The organism is Tamlana sedimenti (assembly GCF_038148895.1).
Taxonomy (GTDB): Bacteria; Bacteroidota; Bacteroidia; order Flavobacteriales; family Flavobacteriaceae; genus Tamlana.
Genome location: NZ_JBBVGQ010000001.1, coordinates 251,379 through 276,227, shown reverse-complemented (window position 1 = coordinate 276,227; position 24,849 = coordinate 251,379). Strand labels below are relative to the sequence as shown.

Here is a 24,849-nt window from a genome sequence, read left to right as displayed (position 1 = left end):
ATGTAAAAACAAAGTATATGAAACGCATACTACCCATACTTATGATATTATTTTTTGCCAATTTTTCACATGCTCAAGCCAATGATTTTCAAAATTTGTGGGCCAAGGTTGAAAAATTGGAAGCCGATGGTTTACCGCAATCGGCCTTAAAAATTGTTGAGGATATTGAACAGCAAGCCCGTAAATTGAATAACGAAAACCAGATTATTAAAACCATATTTTACAAAAGCAAGTATGCACTGGTTTTGGAGGAAGATGCGCAATTGAGGATTGTTAACGATTTTAAAAATGAAATTGAAACCCAAGAATTTCCAACTAAAAATATTTTGGAAAGCGTTTTGGCGAATCTGTATTGGCAATATTTCAACCAAAACAGATGGAAGTTTTATAACCGGACAAAAACTTCTGAAAAAGTTGATGCCAATGATTTTAGAACTTGGGATTTACATACGCTGTTTGATGAAATTCATTCGCATTTTCAAAATTCGTTGGAAAATGGGTTGATGCTCCAGCAGGAAAAATTGAACAAATACAGCGTTTTGTTGAATGAAGTGAAAGGCTCTAAAAAGTTCCGACCAACCTTATTCGATTTTTTGAATCACCAAGCTTTAAGTTTTTACAAAACAAGCGAAACCCAAATTACCAAACCGGCATATAAATTTGAACTTGACGATAAAGATTATATAAGTGATTCCAAATCATTTTCAGAGTTAAAAATCACCTCAAAAGATTCCACTTCTCTTCAACTCAATGCCTTGAAAATCTATCAAGATTTGATTCAGTTTCATTTAAAGGACAAAGAACCCTTGGCATTGGCAGATGTTGATATTGAACGTTTAAAATTTGCAAATCAATACGCAACATTTAGCGATAAACAAGCCTTCTTGTTGGATGCTTTGAAAACTGAAAGCAAACGTTTTAAATCTAATGAAGTTTCAGGATTATATGATTTTGAAATGGCTTCAATTTATTTCCAACAGAGCCAAAACTATCAGCCCAAGACATCAGAGGAAAATAGATGGAAAGCAAAGGAGGCTTTGGAAATTTGCAATCGTGTGATTTCAGAATTTCCAAAAAGCACAGGTGCCGAAAAATGTGAAACCCTAAAATCGCAAATTGAATATGCCACGTTTCAAATTACGGCTGAGGACTTTTTGCCCATTCAAATGGATTCAAAAGTTTTGGTGCGCTATAAAAATTTGAACGCCCTTCAATTTAAAATCTATGGCATTTCAGAAAATGAGTTTGAAAAATTCAGCAAAATTTACAAAAAGGAAGACCAACTAAAATTCATTAAAAAGCTTGATGTTGTTGAATCTTGGGATAACCAATTAAAAAATGAAAGCGATTATCAGTTGCACACTACTGAGGTACTAGTACCTAAATTGGACAACGGTAGGTATGTCATTTTAGCAATACAGAAAGATGACGAAAATGTATTTGGCTTTGCGAATATTCAAGTGACCAATTTAGCTCTGGTTGAAACGGAAACGCCAGATTATAAAATATTTCAAATTATAAATCGAAATAATGGTGCTCCTGTTACTAAAGCAAAAGTTGAATTGTCTTTTACCGAAAACTACGATAACAAAACGACAAAACAAACCCATACGCCAGATGCCAATGGGCAAATTAAAATAGAAAAATCAGGCGACCGTTACCGTAACATTACCGCCAAGGTTACAAACGGAAACGATGTGGCTTATTTTGGTGACTATTACATCAATAGGCATTACAACGAAAGGGAGGAAATTACCAATTACGGGGCTTTTGTTTTTACCGATAGAAGCATTTATAGGCCTGGACAAACGGTTTATTTTAAGGCTATAGTTGTAAAATCCAAAGAAAATAAATCTGAAGTTTTGGCTTCAGAAAAAGTTTCTGCCGCACTTTTTAACGTAAATGGTGAAGAAGTAAAAGAACTTGAACTGGTAACCAATGAATTTGGTTCTGTTTCTGGAGAATTTATTTTACCCAATAGTGGTTTAACAGGTCAATATCATATTCAACTCGATGGCGACAAAAAGGATTTGAATGGCAGCCAATATTTTTCGGTTGAAGAATACAAACGCCCAAAGTTTGAAACCAAGTTTGAACCGGTAACCGAAACCTTTAAGGTAACCGATTCCATTACTGTAAAAGGCAATGCTTTGGCTTATGCCGGAAGTTCCATTACAAATGCCAAAGTGGTGTATCGAGTACACCGTAAAGTACAGTACCCAAGGTGGTATTTTTGGTATCGCCCTTGGTTTAATAGCGAACCTCAGGAAATAACCCATGGTGAAAGCATGACGAATGAAAAAGGTGAATTTGAAATAACCTTTAAAGCCCTGCCAGCCCAAAGTGTAGACAAAAGTAGTTTGCCGATTTTCAATTATGAAATAACAGCCGATGTTACAGATTTAAATGGTGAAACCCGAAGTGCCGCAACTACGGTACATGTGGGTTACCATGCCTTGGTTGCCAAAATGGATGTTGATTCACAGTTGGACAAAACCCAAAAAGGCCATGCCATAAAAATAACAACCGAAAATTTAAATGGTGAGTTTGTGCCAGCCAAAGGTGTGATTAAAATATATAAATTAATAGCTCCAAAAAGGGCCTTGAGGCAGCGTCCATGGCCTGCGCCAGATTATCAGGAATTCTCTGAAGAAACATTTAAAAATCTGTTTCCGCATGAGGCCTATACCAATGAACATCTTGATGAAAACTGGGAAAAAGGCGATTTGGTTTTTGAGGAGAATTTCAATACTGAAATAGCAAAGGAAGTCAACCTCGGCAAAATTAAAAAGTGGAAATCGGGGCAATACTTAATTGTTTTGGAAAGTAAAGACAAATTTGGGCAATTGGTAAAAGACCAAACCAAAACCACACTTTTTAGTAACGATGATGATTCTTTGGCCGACAATCAATTATTCAGTATCAGCATAGACAAAGAAACCTATCAAATTGGAGATGTTGCTAAAATTACCTTGGGTTCTTCCGCCGAAGATTTATCGATTACTGTGTCTGTTGAAAAGGATGGAAAAATCTTAAAAACTGAAATTATCACCTTGCAAAACGGCAAAAAAGCTATCACCGTTCCTGTTGAGAAAAGTGATGTAGGTGGTTTTGCGGTACATTATACCTTTGCGGTTTTTAATAGTTTTCAATCCGGTTCTCTGGCTATTTCAGTGCCATATCCAAAAACCGATTTAGATATTGAAACATTGACGTTTCGAGATAAATTACAACCGGGAACTGACGAAACTTGGAGTTTTAAAATCAAAGGGCCACAAGGCGAAAAAGTAAGTACCGAACTATTGGCAAGCATGTACGATGCCTCTTTAGACCAGTTTAAACCGCATGCGTGGAATTTCAATCCGTTGCAACAGCCGTTGTATTATGCCCGCACTTATAGTCAATCCAACAAAAGTTTTGGCACGCGTAATTTTAGGGTTTACAACAGCAAAATGCGTTTAAGCTACCCACAGCAACAATATGACCGATTGAATTGGTTTGGGTTTGGTTTTGGCTATTCAAACAATCTATTAATTCGTGGTTTGAGTGGAAGAGTAGCAAGTGTGCAAATGGTTGAAGATTCTGTTGAAGCAGAAGAACCTGTGGCATTTGCAAAATTAAATGATAGTGCTTTGGAAGAGGTAGTCATGGTTGGTGCTGCTCCTGAAATGATGAAGGAATCAAAATCTATTTCTCAAAATAAGGAAGAAAAAAAAAACTTCGATAACATTCAAATCCGCAAAAACCTTCAAGAAACAGCATTTTTCTTTCCAAAGTTGCAGACCGATGAAGTAGGAAATGTAAGTTTCAGTTTTACAACACCCGAAGCCTTGACCCAATGGAAACTGCAGTTATTGGCACATACCAAAACTTTGGAAAGCACCACGAAAACTTTAACAGCGGTTACCCAAAAGGAACTTATGGTAACACCAAACGCACCACGCTTTTTACGAGAAGGGGACAATATTACAATAAGCACTAAAATTTCAAACCTAACGGAAAAACCGCTTTCAGGCCAAGCCAAACTCATTTTAACTGATGCAATTTCTGGAAGCGACATCACAAACTTACTTGTCAGGTTGAGCGCAGTCGAAACCTTTTCCATAAATGCCAAAGGTAATACCCAAGTTTCTTGGAATTTAAACATTCCCGATAATGTAGGTGCCATTCAATACAAAATAATGGCCAAATCGGAAACTTTTAGTGACGGCGAGCAAAACGTTCTTCCTGTATTGAGCAACCGTATGTTGGTTACAGAGACATTGCCCATGTGGGTGCGTTCCAACGAAACGCGAACCTTCACCTTAGATAAACTAAAAACGAACAATTCAACGACTTTAAAACACCATAAGCTAACCTTAGAAATGACTTCCAATCCGGCTTGGTACGCCGTTCAGGCCTTGCCTTATCTTATGGAATACCCTTACGATTGCAACGAACAAACCTTTAGTCGCTACTACGCCAATGCTCTGGCCAGCCATATTGCAAACAACAATCCTAAAATCAAAGAGGTTTTCAATCAGTGGAAATCTCAAGATGTGCTGATCAGCAATCTTGAAAAAAACGAGGAATTAAAATCAATCCTTATTCAAGAAACACCGTGGCTTCGGGATGCGCAAAGTGAAACCGAACAGAAAAAACGCATTGCCCTATTGTTCGATTTAAATAAAATGAACAATGAACTGCAATCAGCTATCCAAAAACTGCAAAATAACCAAATGCCTTCTGGCGCATGGCCTTGGTTTAATGGCGGTTATGAAAACAGATTTATTACACAGCATATTATTTCTGGCTTCGGACATCTTACCAAGCTCGGTGTCACCCTGAGCGCAGTCGAAGGGTCTCATAATAAAATGATTGAAAAAGCCATCAGTTATCTCGATTCAGAATTCATTAAAGAATATGATGACATCAGAAAATATGATGCTAATGTAGATTTAAGCAAAGACCACTTGAGCTATACCCAATTGCATTATTTGTACATGCGAAGCTTTTTCCCCGAAATTAAAAGGAGTAAAAATGTTGAGGAGATTACAAGCTATTATCAAACCCAAATTCAAAAGTATTGGTTAAAAAGACCGTTATATGCCAAAGGATTAATGGCTTTGGTATCGCACAGAAATAACGATGCAAAAATGGCCTCAAAAATCATGAATTCCTTAGAGGAAACAAGTGTAACCTCAAATGAATTGGGCATGTACTGGAAAGCCAATGCCAATTCATGGTTTTGGTACCAAGCGCCCATTGAAACCCAAGCGTTGTTGATTGAAGCGTTTTCAGAGGCCGGATCTGTCATTCAAAGCAAAGAGAAGAATCTCGAAACCATTGATAATCTTAAAATATGGTTGCTTAAAAACAAGCAAACCAATCGTTGGAAAACCACCAAAGCCACTACAGATGCTGTTTACGCTTTGTTGCTTCAGGGTAGAGATTGGTTAAGCGTTACCGATATGGTTGATGTGGTTTTGGGCGGAGAAAAAATTGACCCTTCAAAACTTGAAAATGTTAAGGTTGAAGCGGGAACAGGCTATTATAAAACCTCTTGGAATGCTTCAGAAATTAAACCTGAAATGGCCGAAGTAAAAATTTCAAAAGAGGGAAAAGGCATTGCCTGGGGAAGTTTATATTGGCAATATTTTGAAGACTTGGATAAAATTACTTCAGCAGAAACGCCATTAAAATTAAATAAACAACTATTCTTTAGAACGAATACGGATACCGGTGAAGAAATCACTGAAATAACTTCAAGTACAAATTTAAAAGTGGGTGATTTAGTAAGGGTGCGAATAGAGTTGCGAAGTGATAGAAACATGGAATTCATTCATATGAAAGACATGCGCGCTTCAGGATTGGAGCCCATTAACGTTTTATCCCAATACAAATGGCAGGATGGTTTAGGTTATTATGAAAGTACAAAAGATGCTTCAACCAATTTCTTTTTTGATTATTTACCAAAAGGCATTTATGTTTTTGAGTACGATTTACGTGTAAACAATGCTGGTAATATGAGCAATGGTATTACAACCATTCAAAGCATGTATGCGCCCGAGTTTAGTAGCCACAGTGAAGGAAGCAGGATTTTGGTTGGCAATTAACACAGGGGTTCCTTTAAATTGATTTTGAAGTTAAGAAATCATTACCTTGCATCAGCTAAAATTTGAAGTTTGAAAAACTAATGCCCCAAAATAATTTTTATAAAAGCTTTGCACAGGTATCATTTTTTATGTTTGCACTATTAAGTCTTGCTTCCTGTGGCTCAAAAAGGAGTATTCCGCAAGCAGATGCGCAATCTGAGGCGAACCCAAAACTTATTTTTTTAAATTATACCATTTCAAAATCTGATGATGGGTTTAAGCAAGTTCAATTCATCAATAAAACAATCACAGACGGAAAACTAAAAAAAGCATCTTCAAATTACTTGAATTCTGGCAAAATTGGGGATTTGAAATGCGCCCAGTTAGATAAGCAATCCAATGAACTTCAAGTGGTTATCATTCAAAACCCTTTATCGAAAAAAGTTGAATTTGTTAATGATTCGCTTATCTTTGAAAAAAAACAAATCGATTTAGAAAATGGTGCCCTTTCTTTAAGGCTACAATTAAATGGTAAAACAAAATATATTGAAATCAGTGAAATTGTAGATAGCTTAAAGCAAAGTAAACCCCTAATTAAAACCAAATTGAATTAAAATGAAACACCTACTTTGCATAGCCATTCTATTTTTATACACCACAACAATTTTGGCTCAAGTTTTTGAGGTTGAATCCATTAAAGTTTCTGGTGATGATAATAACCGAATTAACTTGGTTATTTTAAGTGAGGGGTATCAATCTTCTGAATTGCCTCAGTTTATTACTGATGCCACAAACTTTTCAAATGATATGTTTACCCAATCTCCCTATTTGGAATATGCCGATTATTTTAATGTTTACGCCATAAAAGTACCTTCCAATGAAAGTGGAGCGGACCACCCTGGAACGGCTACTGATGTTGTTGAACCGATATCACCAATAGAAACAGTAGATACTTATTTTGATACTTCGTTTGATAGTTATGGCTTCCATAGATTGTTGTACACGAGTAGTTTTGCAACAATCAATAATGTAATGGCAGATAATTTTCCCAATTACGATCAAATAATCATTTTAGTAAATTCTAATGTTTATGGTGGTGCCGGTGGCTTTATTGCAACGGCTTCAAATGGTGCAAGTGCCAATGAGATTGCAATCCATGAATTGGGGCATTCTTTGTTTAATTTGAAGGACGAATATTATCAAGATGATATTTATGCGATGGAGGGTATAAATATGACTCAAGAAACTAATCCTAGCTTGGTGAAATGGACGAACTGGATGGGAACAAATAGCGTTGGGATTTACCAGCATTCCGATTTTTCCGGTAATCCAAAACCATGGTATAGGCCACATCAAAACTGTAAGATGCGCTATTTGGGGGCTCCTTTTTGCTCTGTTTGTAAAGAAGCAATGGTCGAAAAAATACACGATTTAATATCTCCTATAGATAACTATGTCCCAAATAATAGTACCGTGGAAAACCCTTCTAGTTTTCCATTGGATTTTCAACTCGAATTGATCAAGCCAATACCAAATACTTTGGAAAGTGTTTGGACATTAAATGGCTCTAATTTTGCCAACAATGTTGATGATGTTACACTTTTAGAGACCAGTTTGATAGAAGGGGAGAATATCTTAACAGCAGTTATACACGATAATTCACCTTTTCAGAGAGTAGATAACCATGATAATTTTCATGTATCTCTGGTAAACTGGAAAATCAACTATACTACTTTGGGTGTTAAGGACATAGAAAGTAAAATGGATAACTACAGTATTTCTATGTTTCCTAATCCTGCAAGTACAACGGTGACTTTTATGTATGAAGGTGAAGCCAATTCAAAGCTGAATATTGAATTGGTTAGTTTGGATGGAAGAATGGTAAAAGCACTAAAAATATCAAACCTTGAAAGTTGTCAGTTGGATATAAGTAACTTAAATACAGGTATTTATATTACTAATTTCTATTCGGATAAAGTGCTTATAGCCAACAAGAAATTGGTAAAACACTAATTACTTTTTCGGCGGCATACTTGGTCGAACCTCAATTTTGCTTGGCAGCGTTCTTGGGTTCATTTTGATTAAATCAACCACCAACTCACCAATATCCTCAATTTGAATTTTCCATGCATCGTCGGCATCTGGTGTATTATTGTTAAAATATGTCGATACAGAGCCAGGCATAATCGTGCTTACTTTTATGCCATGGTTTCTTAAATCAAGCATTACTGATTGGGTAAATCCTGTTAAGCCAAATTTACTGGCATTGTATGCCGATCCTTTGGCAAAAAAATTAGTACCAGCCAAACTTGAAATGGTGATGTAGTAGCCTTGCGATTTTTTTAATGCATCTACACTTGTCTTTATGGAATAAAAAGCACCCGTTAAATTAGTGTCAATGGTTTCCTGCCATTGCTCTATGGATAAATCTTCAATAGAAGCAAAGTGTCCCAATCCTGCATTGGCGATTACAATGTCCAATTGATTGAAGTGCTTCAAAACGGTTTCAACTGCCTTTTGCTGACTTTCAAAACTGCGAACATCAGCCTCAATGCCTATAGCTTTAGCGTCTGTAAAATTATTGGAATTTAATGTTTTGGCTGCCTCATCCGCTGAGGATTGGCTTCTACTCGTCACGGCAACATGGATTCCTTCGTTCATTAGTGATTGCGCAATACCGAAACCAATTCCTTTAGAACCGCCAGTAATTAGGGCGACTTTGCCTTTTAAGTTATTCATAGTTTTATTGATTTTCATAAAACTACAAAATGTAATAACGATTAACGTATTTTAAATGTTAGGATATTTATAAAATTTGAAGGTTTATTGATTAGGCGGATACTGTGACAGCATTTTTTTTGCAATGGCATTTAAATGTTCTTCACGTTTTTCTGGTGTAGCATTTGGGGAATAACTTGATTCTGCAACAGCTTGCCAAAAAAGTTGTTTTTTATTTTCATCTACAAAGTCGATGGTGATTTGTCGGTTTACATTGGCTTGCCCTATAGGGATTCCAATTGAAATTCCCCCACCAACATTTCTACCCGTACCACCAACGCCAACGCCAACAGTCTGTCTAGGTGGTTCTTGGTATGATGAACTTTTTATGTCAATTAAAAAATCTGGGTTTTCAGAAATCCCAAAACCTTTGGCAGTCATTTGTGCATCAATGGCATCTAAAAACCGTTTGGTATCCAGTTCGCTAAGTCCTGTTTCCATGTCGCCGTAATACTGATAGGTTTTATAAACGTTGAAATTGACCGTATGGTCAAAATCATAGCTTACCCGAATAGGGGCGCACGATACAATAACTAAAGCCAAAAGGGTAAATTTTAAAGCTTTCATGGGGTTAAATTTTAGATAAATGTAATCAAAAATTATTCCAACATCTTTTAATTAAGTTGCTAATTGCATTAGGGATTGAACCGTTCGACTGCGTTCACCACATGCTAATTGTTTGAGTTTCCCAACGTAGGAGGGAGTGAGTATTGAAATATTTATATTCATGAATTCAATAATTTAAAATAGGAATCAACGAATAATGCCCGACCCTTGTGGTAATGCCCAAAAAGATTAGTAGTTATATTTATCTTTCCAACGTTGCTTTAAAAACTCACGGTGCGCATTCTCTCTGGCATTGTTGCCAGGGTCGTACAGTTTCGTATTTTTAATTTCGTCTGGCAAAAACTCTTGGTCAGCAAAATTGTTTTCGTAGTTATGGGCATATTTGTAATTGTCGCCATACCCCAATTCTTTCATAAGTTTTGTCGGTGCATTTCGTATTTCAAGAGGAACACTTAAATCGCCCGTTTCCTTAACCAATTTTTGTGCACTGCCAATAGCGGTATAGGCGGCATTGCTTTTAGGGGAGCAAGCCAAATATGTGGCGCATTGGCTTAAAATAATTCTGGATTCAGGGTAACCAATGGTATTTACAGCTTGAAACGTGTTGTTTGCAATAACCAAGGCCGTGGGGTTGGCATTGCCGATATCTTCGCTGGCTGAAATAAGCATTCGACGGGCGATAAACTTAACGTCTTCGCCACCTTCAATCATACGAGCGAGCCAATAAACGGCGGCATTGGGGTCGCTGCCACGAATGGACTTTATAAACGCCGAAATAATATCGTAATGTTGCTCGCCAGTTTTGTCGTAACGAACGGTATTGTTCTGTACTTTCTTGAGTACAATTTCATCTGTAATGGTAACAGAATCTGTATTGAAAGAGTTGACAATAAGTTCAAAAATATTGAGCAATTTTCGGGCATCGCCCCCCGAAAGTTTTAAAAGGGCATTCGTTTCCTTTAATTCGATATTTTTTTTTGAAAGCAGCTCATCTTGTTTAATGGCACGTGTTAAAAGGGTTTCTAAATCCGTTTTGTCAAAAGCATTTAAAATATAAACCTGACAACGCGATAGTAGGGCAGAAATAACCTCAAAACTGGGGTTTTCGGTTGTTGCGCCTATAAGGGTAATCCAGCCCTTTTCAACAGCCTGTAATAACGAGTCTTGTTGCGATTTGCTGAATCGATGAATTTCATCTATGAATAAAATTGGATTTTTGGTGGTAAACAGCCCGCCACTTTGCTTGGCTTTTTCAATAACGTCCCTAACATCCTTAACGCCAGAATTTATGGCACTCAATGTATAAAATGGTCTTCCAGATTCTGTGGCAATAATGTTGGCAAGTGTGGTTTTTCCCGTTCCAGGAGGCCCCCAAAAAATCATTGATGGAATCAAGCCTTGTTTAATATGCTGCGAAAGTGCGCCACCTTCACCCACTAAGTGTGTTTGACTCACATATTCGGACAAGGTTTTTGGACGTAATCGTTCGGCTAAGGGCTCATTTACATTCATATGCGTAAAATTAAAACAATTCCTTTGTAAAATAGAATGTTATTTTGAACTTAATTTCATCAACATTAAAAAGTAAAATTTTTGTAAAGTGATGGATATGACATTTTAGCATCAAAAACAAAGTTGGTCGATTATTTGCTATCTTAAGCTCAATGAAAACCCAATCACATTTTAAATTTTCAACTGGGGTAGTGGCCTACCCTATATCTTTAGTACTGCTCATTTGGTTGGTATTTTGGTTTGAGGTACGTTTTGGATATAACTTTAACAAGTATGGCATCTATCCGCAGACTTTAAAGGGGTTGAGGGGGGTTGTGTTAAGCCCTTTTATACATGGCAGCATTAAGCATATTTATCATAACACCGTGCCATTATTTGTGCTATCCGTGGCATTATTTTATTTCTATAGAGCTATTGCTTGGAAAGTCATTGTTTATGGTATTTTATTATCTGGTTTTTTAACGTGGTGGATTGGTCGACCTTCATATCATATCGGGATAAGCGGACTCATTTATGTTTTAATAAGTTTTACTTTTTTTAAAGGGGTTTTTGCAAAACATTTTAGGCTCATTGCCTTGTCTCTGTTGGTCGTTTTTCTTTATGGAAGCATGATTTGGTATACATTGCCTATTGAAGAAGGTATTTCATGGGAAGGTCATACAGCGGGTTTAATTACGGGTTTCCTTTTTGCTTTAATTTTTAGAAAGCAAGTTGCTAAGCCAAAAAAATATGTTTGGGAACAGGGAAACTATAACGAAGATGATGACCCGTTTTTAAAACACTTTGATAAAGATGGGAATTTTATAGAAAATATTGAAACAGAAATAGAAGACGAGCCAACTATTAATTATATCTATAAACAGGATAAATCTAAAAATCCAAAAATCTAGTAAGTCTAAGAAAGTCTTTGTCTAACAGCTTCATACAAAAATGCCCCACAAGCCACTGAAACATTTAAAGATTCAATGGTTCCAAGCAGAGGTAATTTAGCCTTGGCATCCACAACTTTTAAAATTGAGGGGTTTATACCACGACTTTCAGAACCCATAATTATAGCACACGGTTCACTAAATGAAACATCGTATAGGGTGTCATTTGTTTTTTCCGTTGCGGCTATGACCTTTATTCCAGAAGCTTGCATATAAAATACGGCGTCTTTTATATGGTCTACCTTACAAATAGGCACTTTAAAAACAGCACCCGCACTTGTTTTAATGGTGTCCCCATTTACAGGAGCACCACCTTTTTTTTGAATTATTATACCATCAACACCTGTGCATTCGGCAGTTCTAATAATTGCCCCAAAATTCCTGACATCACTAAGTTGGTCCAATAATAGAAACAAGGGGTCTTTGCCAGATTCAATCACATTTAAAACTAAAGTTTCCATATCGTGGAATGCAACAGGAGAGATTTGGGCAACAGCACCTTGGTGGTTTTTATTGGTCAGTCTATTGAGTTTTTCAACAGGCACATAAGATTTGTTGATGGATTTTTTATTGACTAAAGATTCCAACTCGTTGAATAGTTCACCGCTTAAGCCTTTTTGAAGAAACACTTTATCAATGGTTTCACCGGCGTTAATGGCCTCAATTATGGCTCTTATGCCAAATATTTGGGTTAGGTTTTCCATGGGTTAAAGGTATAAAAAAACCACCTCGAAATTGAGGTGGTTTTTTAAACAATTAAAATATTTTAAAGGGCATATATGTCATAAGTAACATTTCCTTCTCCATCAGTTGTTTTAGTAAATCCTACAGGATCTACGTAACCAATAGTAGGATCTACAGTGCCTTCAAAAACTTCTCTGGTCCCATCTGGATGAGTAAACGTAAGTTGATAAGGTATTGGGCTATCATCAACACTGGTATATACACCTATCTCAACAACGTAATCTCCATCAGGATGATTTTCATTGGCAGGATTATTAAAGAAATCACCCTCGAATCGAGATCCAGATTCCGATGATTCATATAGGGTTGTAAACCCTGAATCAATGATATATAGGTCTATATCATTTTCACTATAAGGGCCTTGCCAATCTAAGCTTACCATTAAAGTTTTATCGGTAGGAACTGTCCAAGAGGTACCAGCTATAAATTGAAAGTTTACCGCTTCAGAAGTCATAGTGTATGGATCATCAACTGGTACATAGGGATTTATTGGGTTTCCTTCTTCATCTTCTTTTGGAGGTTGCACAAGGGCAATACCCGTAATATTAGCCGTTAAAAAATCTGCTACACCCAAGAAAGGTATGTCATTACCGAAAGATGATGCGTCATAAGTCCCTGACAAGGAAGTTGTACCTTTAGGGATAGTAACATAAACTTTATCGATATTAGAAGTAAGTGCTAGTTCGTTATAAGACGATTTAAACGTAACCTCCACTTTAGCATCTACTTCAAAGGCTTGAGGTACTTCAACAATAAAGGATATAGCATCACCAGTATAAATAGTTGTCGATGGATTTGTAATCGTCAGCGTACCAGTTAGCGCTACCTTTTGCTCATTGTCAACATAAGCAATTGAATAACTGTCGTCTTCACTACAGGAGAAAAGCCCGATAGTTAATATGGAAAATGTGATATATATTATTTTTTTCATAATCTAACTAATTTTGAGTTAATTTTTTTGGGCTACAAATTTTCCTGGACCAAAGGTAAACGCAGTTGGTGGATTTCCAGCAAGACCTAAGCCTGTATCGAAATTAAGACTAATGTATCCAATACATGAAAGGGCAATAGAAACAACCGCATTTGATTCGAAATATGTGGGCGTATAACCCGCGCAACATATTTCTTCGGTTAATACACCCATTTGATTTTCAAAAGTGGCAATACCCAAAGGGGTAACATCAACTGTAATGTTAAAGTTCCCTGCAGAATCGTAAGGATTAACAAGTATTATTTGGTTAGCGGTGGGACCGGCAATAATTTCAAATTGCGTATTACCTGTTGCTGAAAAACCATCATCTTGAAGAATGGTATAGGTACCTATCATATCTGCCTGATTAAAAGGGCATGAAATGATAGTCCCAAATGTCATGGCATTTTTATAGGCGGGTGTTTCTAATTGTGCTTCAGTGGTTCCAATGCCTATTGACATGGTGTCATCATCATATGAAGGTTGCAAACCATTAAATACCACACCGTCTGCTCGGGTTGCGGTACCTAGGAAATTAAATTGGTCACCAAATCCGAATGTGTTGACATCAACACCAATAGCATCGGCGATAAGTTGGCTGGTTATTGTAACCGTTCCAGGGAAACTGGTTAGGGTAATAATATCGTCAGCAACATATTTTACACCTCCAACTATTGCGGTTATCCCCAGATTGTATTCAATAACATTGTTATTTGGATCCCAAACTTCTGAAGTAAAAGAAATGTTTTGAGCGTCTTCAAATGTAGCAGGCATAACATTACCTGAGAATCTAATAAAAGCACCTTGCTCCAATTCGTGGTGAGAGGGATTTCTAAACGTGCTTTGGTCTGTACAAGTGAAACTTACCGCTCCAAGTACAAAATAGGCTAATAAATATTTTATTTTTTTCATAATTATCTTTTTTTAATCAATAAAACCAGCAGGATTGGTATCCCAAAAAACTTGGTCGGTTAATTTTTTCTGATCTAAATCCGGATCAAGATTTGCGTTCGTGTTTAACTCTGATGCAGGCAAGAAGAAACTTCTTGGGAATGCTCCTCCACTACTCAAAACATGAGGCTCAAGAGTTGGATATCCTGTTCTTCTGTATAAGTTATAAGCTTCTATACTATTACCGAAAGATGCAATATAGAATTCGCGTGCAATAACTTCTAATTTACCTTCATTGTCAGCGGCATTAAATTCTGCCATAACCTCGTCAATATAGTCGTCAACGTCGGCCGATGGCATTGGTATACCACTCACATCAGCTACTTTATCAAACGATAGTTGCATTGCTTTTTCAAGTAATGTAGCGCTGTTTCCGCTAGCTCCCATACCCTGTGGGGCAGGTAAAGCAGCTTCAGCCAATAGGAAATGAACGAAACAAGCTGTAAGAAATGGACCTACACCAGCTCCACCATTATTAGTACTGTTTACTGTAGATGGGTTTACCGTACTAAGGTGTGTGCTTATATGAAGTGCTCTTTGCTCAGCTTCTGTTCCAGAGGCACTTGGGTCATAAACAAAAGTGGAGTTGGCAACGGCAATTTCTTCCGCTTGAGTTCCTGCACTGTCATAAGCACCACCACCTGGATAAATACCATAAGCAACACGTTGTAGACCATCGTTTTCAATACCTTCGTCATCACCGTGGTCTCTACCATCATAGCCATCACCTAAATAGCAATACAAAAAGGAAGGCGTACAATGGTCATAATCTTGAGCTGGTGGATCGTTTAAATCTTGTCTGTAGAAATAGTATGGCGTTCTAGGATCTGGAGCAGATTTAGTATTGAGCAATAGATTCATGAAATCATTGCTTTGAAATACGTTACCAGCATCTGTTCCTTGGCCATATTGCTGTTGGAAATAAGGATGTCTGTTATCCGGATTGGTTTCATTCGTTCCAAAAAGCACTTGAAAATCATCGGCGGGGTCAGAGATAAAATTACCGCTGGCAACGATGGCATTTAAGCTAGCTACCATTGCTGGTGTAGCTACTAACTTACTTTGCACATACATTCTTAACTTTAATGAATTAGCTAATTTTATCCATTTACTTGCGTCACCGTTGTAGTATATATCGTTAAATGCAATTGCGTTTTCCTGGCTCAAGTTCACGATAGCTTCATCCAATTGGTCATACATGGCGTTGTAAATGTCTTCACCCTCATCCAATTTCGGATTTGGAAATTCAGCGTTAACAGCTTGACTGTATGCTGCCGTACCAATAAAATCCACTAAAGTAATGTAGGCAAAAGCCTCAACAACTTGACCTACGCCAATATGTTGTGGTAAACCTCTTGCTTCAGCTATGGGTTTAATAAAATTTAAATTGGTGGTTATGGCATAGGTTTGTTGCCAAGCCGCATTCATAGTTTCGGTTCCCGCACTATTTGCATAAGTTCCAAACAAATGGTTATGTCTCATCATTGGTTCAACGATGGCATTCAATCCAAAGTGCTGAAATCCAAATGTGCCTTCAATTGAATTAAGAACAAAATTAGGGTCTGCCGAGCTCTCCCCAAGTTCATTGGGATCCTCTTGTAATTCTAAATTTAAGGTTTCACAAGAGTTAAATAGCATCGTTACCATTAACCCCAGTAAAACAGAATATTTTGTTATTCTTTTATATGTTTTCATTGCGTATTTTTTTTAAAAAGTTAATTTGACGCTAAACGAGTATTGTTTGTAAGAAGGAGCATTTTGGAAATCAACTCCAAATGTGTTTCCTTGTCCTGTGGCCAATACTTCTGGGTCAAGATTTAATCCTTTTGGTAAGTTAGGTGTTGAATACCACAAGTTATTACCTGAAAGTGTAAATGATATTGATCCAAACGGTGTCTTTTCCAAAAACTTTTCAGACATTTTATAGCTTAGGGAAACATCTCTTAAGCGCACCACAGAAGCATCATAAACCAAGTTTTCATCAACGTCTTGTAGGTTTATGAAGTAAACGTCGTTTGGTCCAATTTGTATGTTGTTTTTAATCTTATCTCCATTACTGTCTGTTAAAGGCTCACCTGTTTCAGGATCTCCCAAAACCCCAGGAATGATAAAAGAACCTTCTCTGCTTTGAGTATCAATCGTTACACCTCGTCTTAATAAATTAGAAGCCGTATTTGAATAAATATCACCTCCATGTACATATTCTAATTGAGCACTTAAACTTAGGTTTTTGTATGAAATAGTGTTGATTGTAGAAAATCTAAAATCTTCATTGGGGTCTCCAATAATTTTGTCAGGAAGACCAACATTGTCACTAAAAATAATTTTTCCAGTAGTAGGGTCAATAACTAAATTACCTGCATCATCCTTTACAGCATATGTTCCTCTGAATACACCAAATGGTTCTCCATTTATTGCATGGTTAATATCAGCCGAGCCGATGGTTACTAAATCAACTGGAAGGTTTTGCACCGTAGATTCGTAAGCGGTGAAGTTATTGTTAATGGACCAAAAGAAATTTTCTGATTTAAGCGGCGTAACGGTTAAACCAACCTCTATACCTTTAGTTTCAACATCACCCGCATTAATTTGCGTTAAAACGAACCCTGTTGAATTTGGTAGATCTGAGTATAAAATTTGATCTTGAATTGTTTTATGGTACAAAGACACATCAAACGTTAAACGGTTATTAAAAAACCTACCTTCAGTACCTACCTCATATTCTTCCAAAAACTCTGGACTTAAATCTGGATTGGGTAAGAACGTATTAACCGAGTTAAACGTTACTATGGAATTGGTAAAAGGATTAATCCATCCATTTGATTGAGAGCTAAGCGCCGGACGTGTTAAGTATGCTACAGGGAAACTAGCTGATGATCCGTAACTAGCTCTAAATTTCAAGTAGTCTCCTCCAAATCCTTCAAAAGCAGATGATGGGATAAATGATAGAGCCACACTGGGATAGAATATTGATTGGTTGGCTTTTTCAACCGTAGAGCCCCAGTCATTTCTGGCTTGTAAGTTTAAGTAGAGATAATTTTTGTAAGCAAAATCAACCGCGCCAAAAAGACCGATCCTATTTTGCTCTGAAGGAGTAATGGCAAAACCATCCAAAGTAGACCAACTTGTAATTGGGCTGTATTCCCTATAATTGTCTAAATCAAGAAAACCATAAACTACCTGATCTGTACCTTGAACACCGTATACATCCCTAATGGTATTTTTTGTTTCAAAACCTAATTGACCATTCATAGAAAATGAATCATTAAAATCTATATTGTTAAAATTTAAGATAAATCTGTGGTTTTGTACTCTATTGTAATTATCAAAACTTTGAATGAACCCGAGAGGGCTATCAATACCACCTTTATTAACGTAGTTGAAGTTTAACTCGTTATATAAATCAAGACCATAGGTATATCTTAAACTGGTTTTTTCCGAAAAATCATAAGTTAAATTGACACTACCTATAAAACGATCGGTATCCAAATTATATCCTGAGTTCTTAATGGTCCAAATCGGGTTTGTAACGTCTGTTCTATAATAAACACTTTCTCCCGTTACTGGATGTTGGTAAGGCAAGTTATGGATGTCCAAGTTTCTAGGAATCCAAGTCAATATCTGGAAAGCGTTTAGACTGGGTCTATTAGTATCTGTGTTGCTATAATCAGCTTTGGCACTAAGCGAAAATTTGTTGCTCAATTTTATGTCTCCACCAAAGGACAGGTTCAATCTTTTTAAGGAGTTTGATTCCACAAAACCTTTTTGGTCCGCATAACTCACATTAAAAGCGAAAGATGCATCTTCTACTTTTTTGGAAACCAACACAGAAGTTGTAGTTGCCAACTCGGCATTAAAGAAGTCTGAAACGTTATCAGGAACAGCTTTATATTCCACCATTTTTCCCTGAAATTCAGGAAAAACGTCAGCATATCTTCCAAGGTTTAAATGATGGGGAACCATTTGGCCATTAAACGCAGCACCCCAGTTTCCAAAGAAAGTTGTATTGATGGCATTATCTGCTCCTTGTCCGTATTTGTTTTGGTATTCCGGCAAGTTTGCAACATCTAACAAAGAAGTAGTCTGTATAATTTCAATTTCAAACTTTTTATCACGCTCACCTGAAGCTCCTGTTTTGGTAGTAATCAAGATTACACCGTTTCTACCATCCTCACCGTATAAGGTGGACGCCGCTAAACCTTTAAGTACACTAGTAGATGCAATGTTATTTGGGTCAAGGTCAAAAGTACGGTCTCCAGTAATAGGAATACCATCCACAATATATAGAGGTTGGTTGTTGCCGGTAATCGAGTTTTTAGATCGGATGATAACGTTAGGAGATTGTCCTAAGAATCCACCAGCCGTGTTAACCTGAACACCCGCAACCTTACCAGTAAGTAATTTGGCAACATCTGTTTCCGGTTTGTTTTCGATGGCGTCCGACTCAATTGTAGTTACGGCATAACCAAGTGCCTTTTTTTCACGTTTAATACCTTGGGCTGTTACAACCACTTCCTCCAATGCTTGCGCATCTTCCGTCAAGGTAACGTTAATAATGTTAGAGGAGCCTACCGTAATCTCCTGAGTGGTATATCCAACAAAACTAAACACAAGAATTGAGCCTTGGCTAGTTCTAATTGCATAATTACCATCAAAATCAGATGATGTACCATTTGTAGTACCTTTAACTAAGACAGTTGCTCCAGGAAGGGGCAGTCCAGAACCATCTGAAACTGTACCTGAAATTGTCTTTTCTTGTGCAAAAGTTATCTGCACAACAAACGCTAGTAATAGCGTTAGAATTCCACTAAACTTTGTTTTCATTTTATAATTATTTGAATTAGTCAACTCCAAAAATCCTAAAATAAAGTTAATAAAACAATAATTTCCCGTTAAAATTTTTGATTAAGTTTAAAATTGATTGTGCTTTTTGCAATGAAACCAAAGAATGAGACAATAAAATTTAATGAATTTTTAAGTTTACTATGAATTCTTTTGTTTGAAAATCATTTAATTATGCATGCATAATTGTTTTGACTTGCTTGAATTTATAATGATTTTCGGTTTCAAAAAAAAATAAAGTCTTCAGCCTAAAAAAAAGGGAATAAATTCTAAAAACTGGCTTTCAAACTGATATGAACTTTAGAATTGGACAGTTTAAACTCAGAATCCTCGTTTTTACCGTTCGCATAATTTAATTTAAAAAGCCCTGATTTTGTCAAGATTCCAAAACCAAACCCGTATCCAAAAAGTTTTTGTTGGGTGTCTGTTATTTTGTTTTCAAAATAGCCCGTATCAAATATGGAGTGAATGTAAATGCCATTGTTAAGTTGAAAACGGTATTCCGTATTAATAATACCAAAAAGTGATGCAAACAGGCTGTTTTCTTCGAAACCTCTTATAGAGTTAATGCCTCCAAACCTGAGCAGTTCGTTTTCAAAATAGTTGCCCGAAACCAAATTAGCACCGTTGGCTCTAATAAAAATGCTATTTTTTTGGTTTAAATTGAAGATGTTAGATGCGTCAACACTGAACAATGATTGCTTTTCCGTATTTGTTTCTGTTTTCCGGTTTCCAAATCCCGTTTCCAAATCGATTCTTGACTTTACACGGAAAAGTAGATTGTAGGGTTGGGCCTTCTGGAATTGGTATCCAGTTGTGAAAAACTGTGTTTTATAGTCCTCAATGCTTAATGAAGAGTTTGTTGATAGCAAATTGTTTGACTCTGTAGCAACAATACCTGAGAATATTTTATGTTGTGCATTTATTTGGTAATGGATTTTGGCAGATTGATTTACCGTTGTAAAGGAAGAATCTCTTTTAAATATCCTCAACAGTAAATCGACTCCTATGGGTGAATCGAATAAATAGGGCAATGACGCATCCGCTTCAAATGTTTTTTGGTCGTTTTCATCACTTTTGTATAAAAGCCTGAACGATTCGCCAAAATTCAAATTATTTATCAAATTCAAGTTTAAATAGCCGTCAAATTCCAACCGATTGGTTTCTTCGTTCGTGCCAAAGCCCAAAAACCCATCAAAGGTGTTGCTTCTCGATTTTTCAAGGTACAGATAAAGCTCCGTCGAGTCTTTCAAAAATAGAACCTCTGGGGGTTTTGTTTCATTCGCAAAATTTAAATTTGCAAGCAGCTCGGTTTTCTTTTTTATCGCTGCCAAATTAAATGTTTGACCAGACTTGACCTTTAAATAATGTTTCAAAAAGGATTTTGGGAATTTTTGATAGCCCTTTATCACAATATTATTGATGTTTCTTTTCTGTGTTGAAGATTCAATAGTTAATTCGGCATCCAAAGTATTATCATTTTTGGCCGTGATATTGGACAGCTGTAATTTTGAAAAAGGAAATCCTTTTTTTGAAATTTCAGAATTGATGAAATTCAATGCGTTTTCAATTTGTGAAAATTCAAGAACAAAATATTCATCAAAAACATGGTTTGATATCGTCTTTAAAACTGCTTTTTCAACATCTTCATTTTTGTAGTATATATATATGGTATCGGATTTTGTTTTCAGAGCAATTTGGGCATGAAATGTCGAGTCATTTATTTTTTCAATTCCATTAACCTTATTTTCAATATAACCAATTTTATAAAGGGTGTTTTGGGTCTGCTCAACCTCAGTAGTAATGGAATTAAAATCAACGTGTTTTTTTGAATAGCCCAAAGAATCCACAACCCTTGTTTCAGTTTCAGTTTCACCCAAAATTTTTAATGTTAGATTTTGGCAAAAACCTTTAAAAGAAAAAAGGACATATATAATAAGGTATAAACAGGACGTTTTTTGCACGTTATTGGGTTGATTTAATGATGTAAATCTAACGGAAAATATATGCTAATAATATCCTCTACATTATTATTTTCAAATTCACTTGAAAATTAATTAATTAGGATTTGAATTATTCATTTTAATTTCTACCTTTGCAGCCCTCTAATAAGAGGATTATAAAATTTATATTAATATTTATGCCAACAATTTCGCAATTAGTAAGAAAAGGAAGAGCCAAAATAACCAAGAAGAGTAAATCGGCTGCTTTAGATTCTTGTCCGCAAAGACGTGGTGTATGTACTCGTGTTTACACAACAACTCCTAAAAAACCTAACTCAGCAATGCGTAAGGTAGCTAGGGTTCGTTTAACAAACGGAAACGAGGTTAACGCATACATCGGTGGTGAGGGGCACAATCTACAAGAGCACTCGATAGTATTGGTTAGAGGCGGAAGGGTAAAGGATTTGCCAGGAGTTAGATACCACATTGTGCGTGGTGCCCTTGACACAGCAGGTGTTAACGGTAGAACACAACGTAGATCTAAGTATGGTGCTAAACGCCCTAAAAAGTAATTAAAACTTTAAGAAGAAGACATGAGAAAAAGAGCAGCAAAAAAGAGACCGCTTTTGCCAGATCCACGTTTTAACGACCAGTTAGTAACTCGTTTCGTTAACATGATGATGTGGGACGGAAAAAAGTCTGTCGCTTTTAAGGTATTCTATGATGCTATTGACATTGTAGACTCGAAAAAAACTGACGAAGAAAAAACAGCTTTAGAGCTTTGGAAAGATGCGTTGTCAAACGTGATGCCTCACGTAGAAGTACGTAGCCGTCGTGTTGGTGGTGCAACATTCCAAATTCCAATGCAAATTCGTCCTGACAGAAAGGTATCTACGGCAATGAAATGGCTAATCAGCTATTCACGTAAAAGAAATGAAAAATCTATGGCTTTGCGTTTAGCTTCAGAAATTTTAGCAGCAGCTAAAGAAGAAGGAGCGGCGGTTAAGAAAAGAGTGGACACCCACAAGATGGCGGAAGCTAACAAAGCATTCTCACACTTTAGATTTTAATAAGAAATGGCAAGAGATTTAAAATTCACAAGAAATATTGGTATTGCGGCTCATATTGATGCTGGTAAAACAACAACAACAGAGCGTATACTATATTATACAGGAGTTTCTCATAAAATAGGTGAGGTGCACGATGGTGCGGCTACTATGGACTGGATGGAGCAAGAGCAGGAAAGAGGTATTACCATTACTTCGGCTGCAACAACTTGTACTTGGCAGTTCCCATTGAAAAATGGTCAGCCTACCGATGAAACCAAAGGTTATCACTTTAATATTATAGATACTCCAGGTCACGTTGATTTTACTGTTGAGGTAAACCGTTCATTACGTGTATTGGATGGTTTAGTGTTCTTGTTTAGTGCGGTTGATGGTGTTGAGCCACAATCTGAAACTAACTGGAGACTTGCAGACAACTATAAAGTACCACGTATTGGGTTCGTAAATAAAATGGACCGTCAAGGCGCTAACTTTATGGCAGTTTGCCAACAGGTTAAAGACATGTTGAAATCTAACGCGGTACCAATCGTTTTGAACATTGGTGACGAAATAGATTTTAAAGGTATTGTTGACTTAGTAAAAAACAGAGCTATCGTTTGGCATGATGAAACTCAAGGGGCAACTTTTGATGTTATTGAAATTCCAGATGAATTAAAGGCTGAGGCTAAAAAATACAGGGCTTTACTTATTGAAGAAGTAGCAACTTACGATGAGAACTTATTAGAGAAATTCATGGAAGATGAAGATTCTATTACAGAAGACGAAGTGCACGCTGCGCTTAGAGCTGCTGTAATGGATATGGCAATCATTCCTATGATTTGTGGTTCTTCATTTAAAAACAAAGGCGTACAATTTTTATTAGATGCTGTATGTCGTTATTTGCCTTCTCCTTTAGATAGAGACAACATTAAGGGAATCAACCCTGAAACTGAAAAAGAAGAAACACGTAAGCCAGATGTAAATGCGCCTTTTTCTGCATTGGCGTTTAAAATTGCTACCGATCCTTTCGTAGGTCGTTTGGCATTCTTCCGTGCTTATTCTGGTCGTTTAGATGCTGGTTCTTACATCTTAAATAACCGTTCAGGTAAAAAGGAGCGTATCTCTCGTATCTATCAAATGCATTCAAACAAGCAAAATGCAATTGAATTTATTGAAGCAGGAGATATTGGAGCAGCAGTAGGATTTAAAGATATCAAGACTGGTGATACCATGTCTGATGAAAAACATCCTATCGTTCTTGAATCAATGAATTTCCCTGATCCAGTAATTGGTATTGCTGTTGAGCCTAAAACTAAAGCTGATGTTGATAAGTTAGGTATGGCTTTAGGTAAATTGGCTGAAGAAGACCCAACATTTACTGTAAGAACTGATGAAGCTTCAGGACAGACTATTATTTCTGGAATGGGTGAGCTTCACTTAGATATTATTGTTGACCGTCTTAAACGTGAGTTTAAGGTTGAAGTTAACCAAGGTCAACCACAAGTAGAGTACAAAGAAGCTATCACACAACGTGCTGAACACAGAGAAGTTTACAAAAAACAATCTGGTGGTCGTGGTAAGTTCGCTGACATTGTATTTACGTTGGAGCCAGCTGAAGAAGGAAAAGTTGGTCTAGAATTCGTTTCTGAAATTAAAGGTGGTAACGTTCCTAAAGAATTTATCCCTTCAATTGAAAAAGGATTTAAAATGGCTATGGTTAATGGTCCATTGGCAGGATATGAAGTTGATGCGATGAAAGTAACATTGACTGATGGTTCTTACCATGATGTGGATTCTGATCAATTATCATTCGAATTGGCTGCAAAACTTGGATTTAAAGCTGCTGCAAAAGCTGCAAAAGCTGTAATCATGGAGCCTATTATGAAACTTGAGGTAATTACTCCTGAAGAAAACATGGGTGACATTGTAGGAGATTTGAACAGACGTCGTGGTCAAGTAAGCGATATGGGTGACAGAGCAGGTGCAAAAACTGTAAAAGCTACTGTGCCTTTATCAGAAATGTTTGGTTATGTAACTACATTAAGAACCTTATCATCAGGTCGTGCAACGTCAACAATGGAATTTTCACATTATGCTGAAACACCTTCAAATATATCTGAAGAAGTGATTAAGGCAGCTAAAGGTGTTGAAGCTTAAAATCTAAGAAAATGAGTCAAAAAATCAGAATAAAATTAAAATCTTACGATCACAACTTGGTAGATAAATCTGCTGATAAGATTGTAAAAACAGTAAAGAGTACAGGTGCCGTTGTAACAGGACCAATTCCGTTACCAACGAACAAGAAAATTTTCACTGTTTTACGTTCACCTCACGTAAACAAGAAATCAAGAGAACAATTTCAATTAAGCTCTTACAAGCGTTTACTTGATATTTACTCTTCGTCATCAAAAACCATTGATGCGTTAATGAAGCTTGAATTACCAAGTGGTGTTGAAGTAGAGATTAAGGTATAATTTCAATTTCGGTTAAAAG

The 24,849-nt window shown here is 36.6% G+C and carries 17 protein-coding genes; 8 read left to right on the top strand and 9 right to left on the bottom strand.

The features are described 5' to 3' along the window. Nucleotides 1–17 precede the first annotated feature (17 nt). From WJN01_RS01240 to WJN01_RS01230, 3 genes are all read left to right on the top strand, one after another. Nucleotides 18–6,095, top strand: coding sequence for an alpha-2-macroglobulin family protein (locus tag WJN01_RS01240; protein ID WP_445195339.1), 6,078 nt, complete (start codon nucleotides 18–20; stop codon nucleotides 6,093–6,095). Between the two features lie 128 nt (nucleotides 6,096–6,223). Next, on the top strand, nucleotides 6,224–6,688 hold the full coding sequence (locus WJN01_RS01235; RefSeq protein WP_445195338.1) for a hypothetical protein: 465 nt from the start codon (nucleotides 6,224–6,226) through the stop codon (nucleotides 6,686–6,688). Nucleotide 6,689: 1 nt separating this feature from the next. After that, a complete protein-coding gene (locus WJN01_RS01230; RefSeq protein WP_445195337.1) occupies nucleotides 6,690–8,087 on the top strand; it encodes a M64 family metallopeptidase in 1,398 nt (465 codons plus the stop codon). On the opposite strand, the gene WJN01_RS01225 is transcribed toward WJN01_RS01230, so the two are convergent. From WJN01_RS01225 to WJN01_RS01215, 3 genes are all read right to left on the bottom strand, one after another. Further along, entirely contained in the window at nucleotides 8,088–8,813 is a 726-nt protein-coding gene (locus WJN01_RS01225; RefSeq protein WP_445195336.1) for an SDR family oxidoreductase, read from the bottom strand. A gap of 84 nt (nucleotides 8,814–8,897) precedes the next feature. After that, the gene (locus tag WJN01_RS01220) at nucleotides 8,898–9,419 is read right to left on the bottom strand and encodes a DUF4136 domain-containing protein (protein ID WP_445195335.1); all 522 of its coding nucleotides are present in this window, start codon (nucleotides 9,417–9,419) and stop codon (nucleotides 8,898–8,900) included. A gap of 228 nt (nucleotides 9,420–9,647) precedes the next feature. Next, on the bottom strand, nucleotides 9,648–10,931 hold the full coding sequence (locus tag WJN01_RS01215; protein WP_445195334.1) for a replication-associated recombination protein A: 1,284 nt from the start codon (nucleotides 10,929–10,931) through the stop codon (nucleotides 9,648–9,650). A 152-nt stretch (nucleotides 10,932–11,083) separates the two neighbouring features. Between WJN01_RS01215 and WJN01_RS01210 the strand changes: the two genes are divergently transcribed. After that, on the top strand, nucleotides 11,084–11,821 hold the full coding sequence (locus WJN01_RS01210) for a rhomboid family intramembrane serine protease (RefSeq protein WP_445195333.1): 738 nt from the start codon (nucleotides 11,084–11,086) through the stop codon (nucleotides 11,819–11,821). 5 nt (nucleotides 11,822–11,826) lie between these two features. Here the strand turns inward: WJN01_RS01210 and rlmB are convergent, their stop codons facing one another. The 6 genes from rlmB to WJN01_RS01180 form a co-directional block, all read right to left on the bottom strand. Further along, nucleotides 11,827–12,564: a 23S rRNA (guanosine(2251)-2'-O)-methyltransferase RlmB gene (gene rlmB / locus WJN01_RS01205; RefSeq protein WP_445195332.1), complete on the bottom strand. Its 738-nt coding sequence runs from the start codon at nucleotides 12,562–12,564 to the stop codon at nucleotides 11,827–11,829. A gap of 62 nt (nucleotides 12,565–12,626) precedes the next feature. Then, nucleotides 12,627–13,535 carry a hypothetical protein gene (locus WJN01_RS01200; protein ID WP_445195331.1) on the bottom strand — a complete coding sequence of 303 codons (909 nt, stop codon included), beginning with the start codon at nucleotides 13,533–13,535 and terminating at the stop codon, nucleotides 12,627–12,629. An 18-nt stretch (nucleotides 13,536–13,553) separates the two neighbouring features. Continuing rightward, entirely contained in the window at nucleotides 13,554–14,486 is a 933-nt protein-coding gene (locus WJN01_RS01195; RefSeq protein ID WP_445195330.1) for a hypothetical protein, read from the bottom strand. Nucleotides 14,487–14,498: 12 nt separating this feature from the next. After that, nucleotides 14,499–16,220, bottom strand: a complete 1,722-nt coding sequence (locus WJN01_RS01190) for a SusD/RagB family nutrient-binding outer membrane lipoprotein (protein WP_445195329.1) — start codon at nucleotides 16,218–16,220, stop codon at nucleotides 14,499–14,501. 12 nt (nucleotides 16,221–16,232) lie between these two features. Then, the gene (locus tag WJN01_RS01185; protein WP_445195328.1) at nucleotides 16,233–19,349 is read right to left on the bottom strand and encodes a SusC/RagA family TonB-linked outer membrane protein; all 3,117 of its coding nucleotides are present in this window, start codon (nucleotides 19,347–19,349) and stop codon (nucleotides 16,233–16,235) included. A 287-nt stretch (nucleotides 19,350–19,636) separates the two neighbouring features. After that, on the bottom strand, nucleotides 19,637–21,247 hold the full coding sequence (locus WJN01_RS01180; RefSeq protein ID WP_445195327.1) for a POTRA domain-containing protein: 1,611 nt from the start codon (nucleotides 21,245–21,247) through the stop codon (nucleotides 19,637–19,639). A gap of 260 nt (nucleotides 21,248–21,507) precedes the next feature. Between WJN01_RS01180 and rpsL the strand changes: the two genes are divergently transcribed. From rpsL to rpsJ, 4 genes are read left to right on the top strand one after another with little or no spacing between them, the layout of a single operon-like run. Continuing rightward, the gene (gene rpsL, locus WJN01_RS01175; RefSeq protein WP_053975748.1) at nucleotides 21,508–21,882 is read left to right on the top strand and encodes a 30S ribosomal protein S12; all 375 of its coding nucleotides are present in this window, start codon (nucleotides 21,508–21,510) and stop codon (nucleotides 21,880–21,882) included. Nucleotides 21,883–21,903: 21 nt separating this feature from the next. Next, the gene (rpsG, locus tag WJN01_RS01170) at nucleotides 21,904–22,380 is read left to right on the top strand and encodes a 30S ribosomal protein S7 (RefSeq protein WP_370477918.1); all 477 of its coding nucleotides are present in this window, start codon (nucleotides 21,904–21,906) and stop codon (nucleotides 22,378–22,380) included. A 6-nt stretch (nucleotides 22,381–22,386) separates the two neighbouring features. Further along, nucleotides 22,387–24,513, top strand: a complete 2,127-nt coding sequence (fusA, locus tag WJN01_RS01165; RefSeq protein ID WP_445195326.1) for an elongation factor G — start codon at nucleotides 22,387–22,389, stop codon at nucleotides 24,511–24,513. An 11-nt stretch (nucleotides 24,514–24,524) separates the two neighbouring features. After that, nucleotides 24,525–24,830, top strand: a complete 306-nt coding sequence (gene rpsJ, locus WJN01_RS01160; protein ID WP_019386266.1) for a 30S ribosomal protein S10 — start codon at nucleotides 24,525–24,527, stop codon at nucleotides 24,828–24,830. The last annotated feature ends 19 nt before the right edge of the window (nucleotides 24,831–24,849 follow it).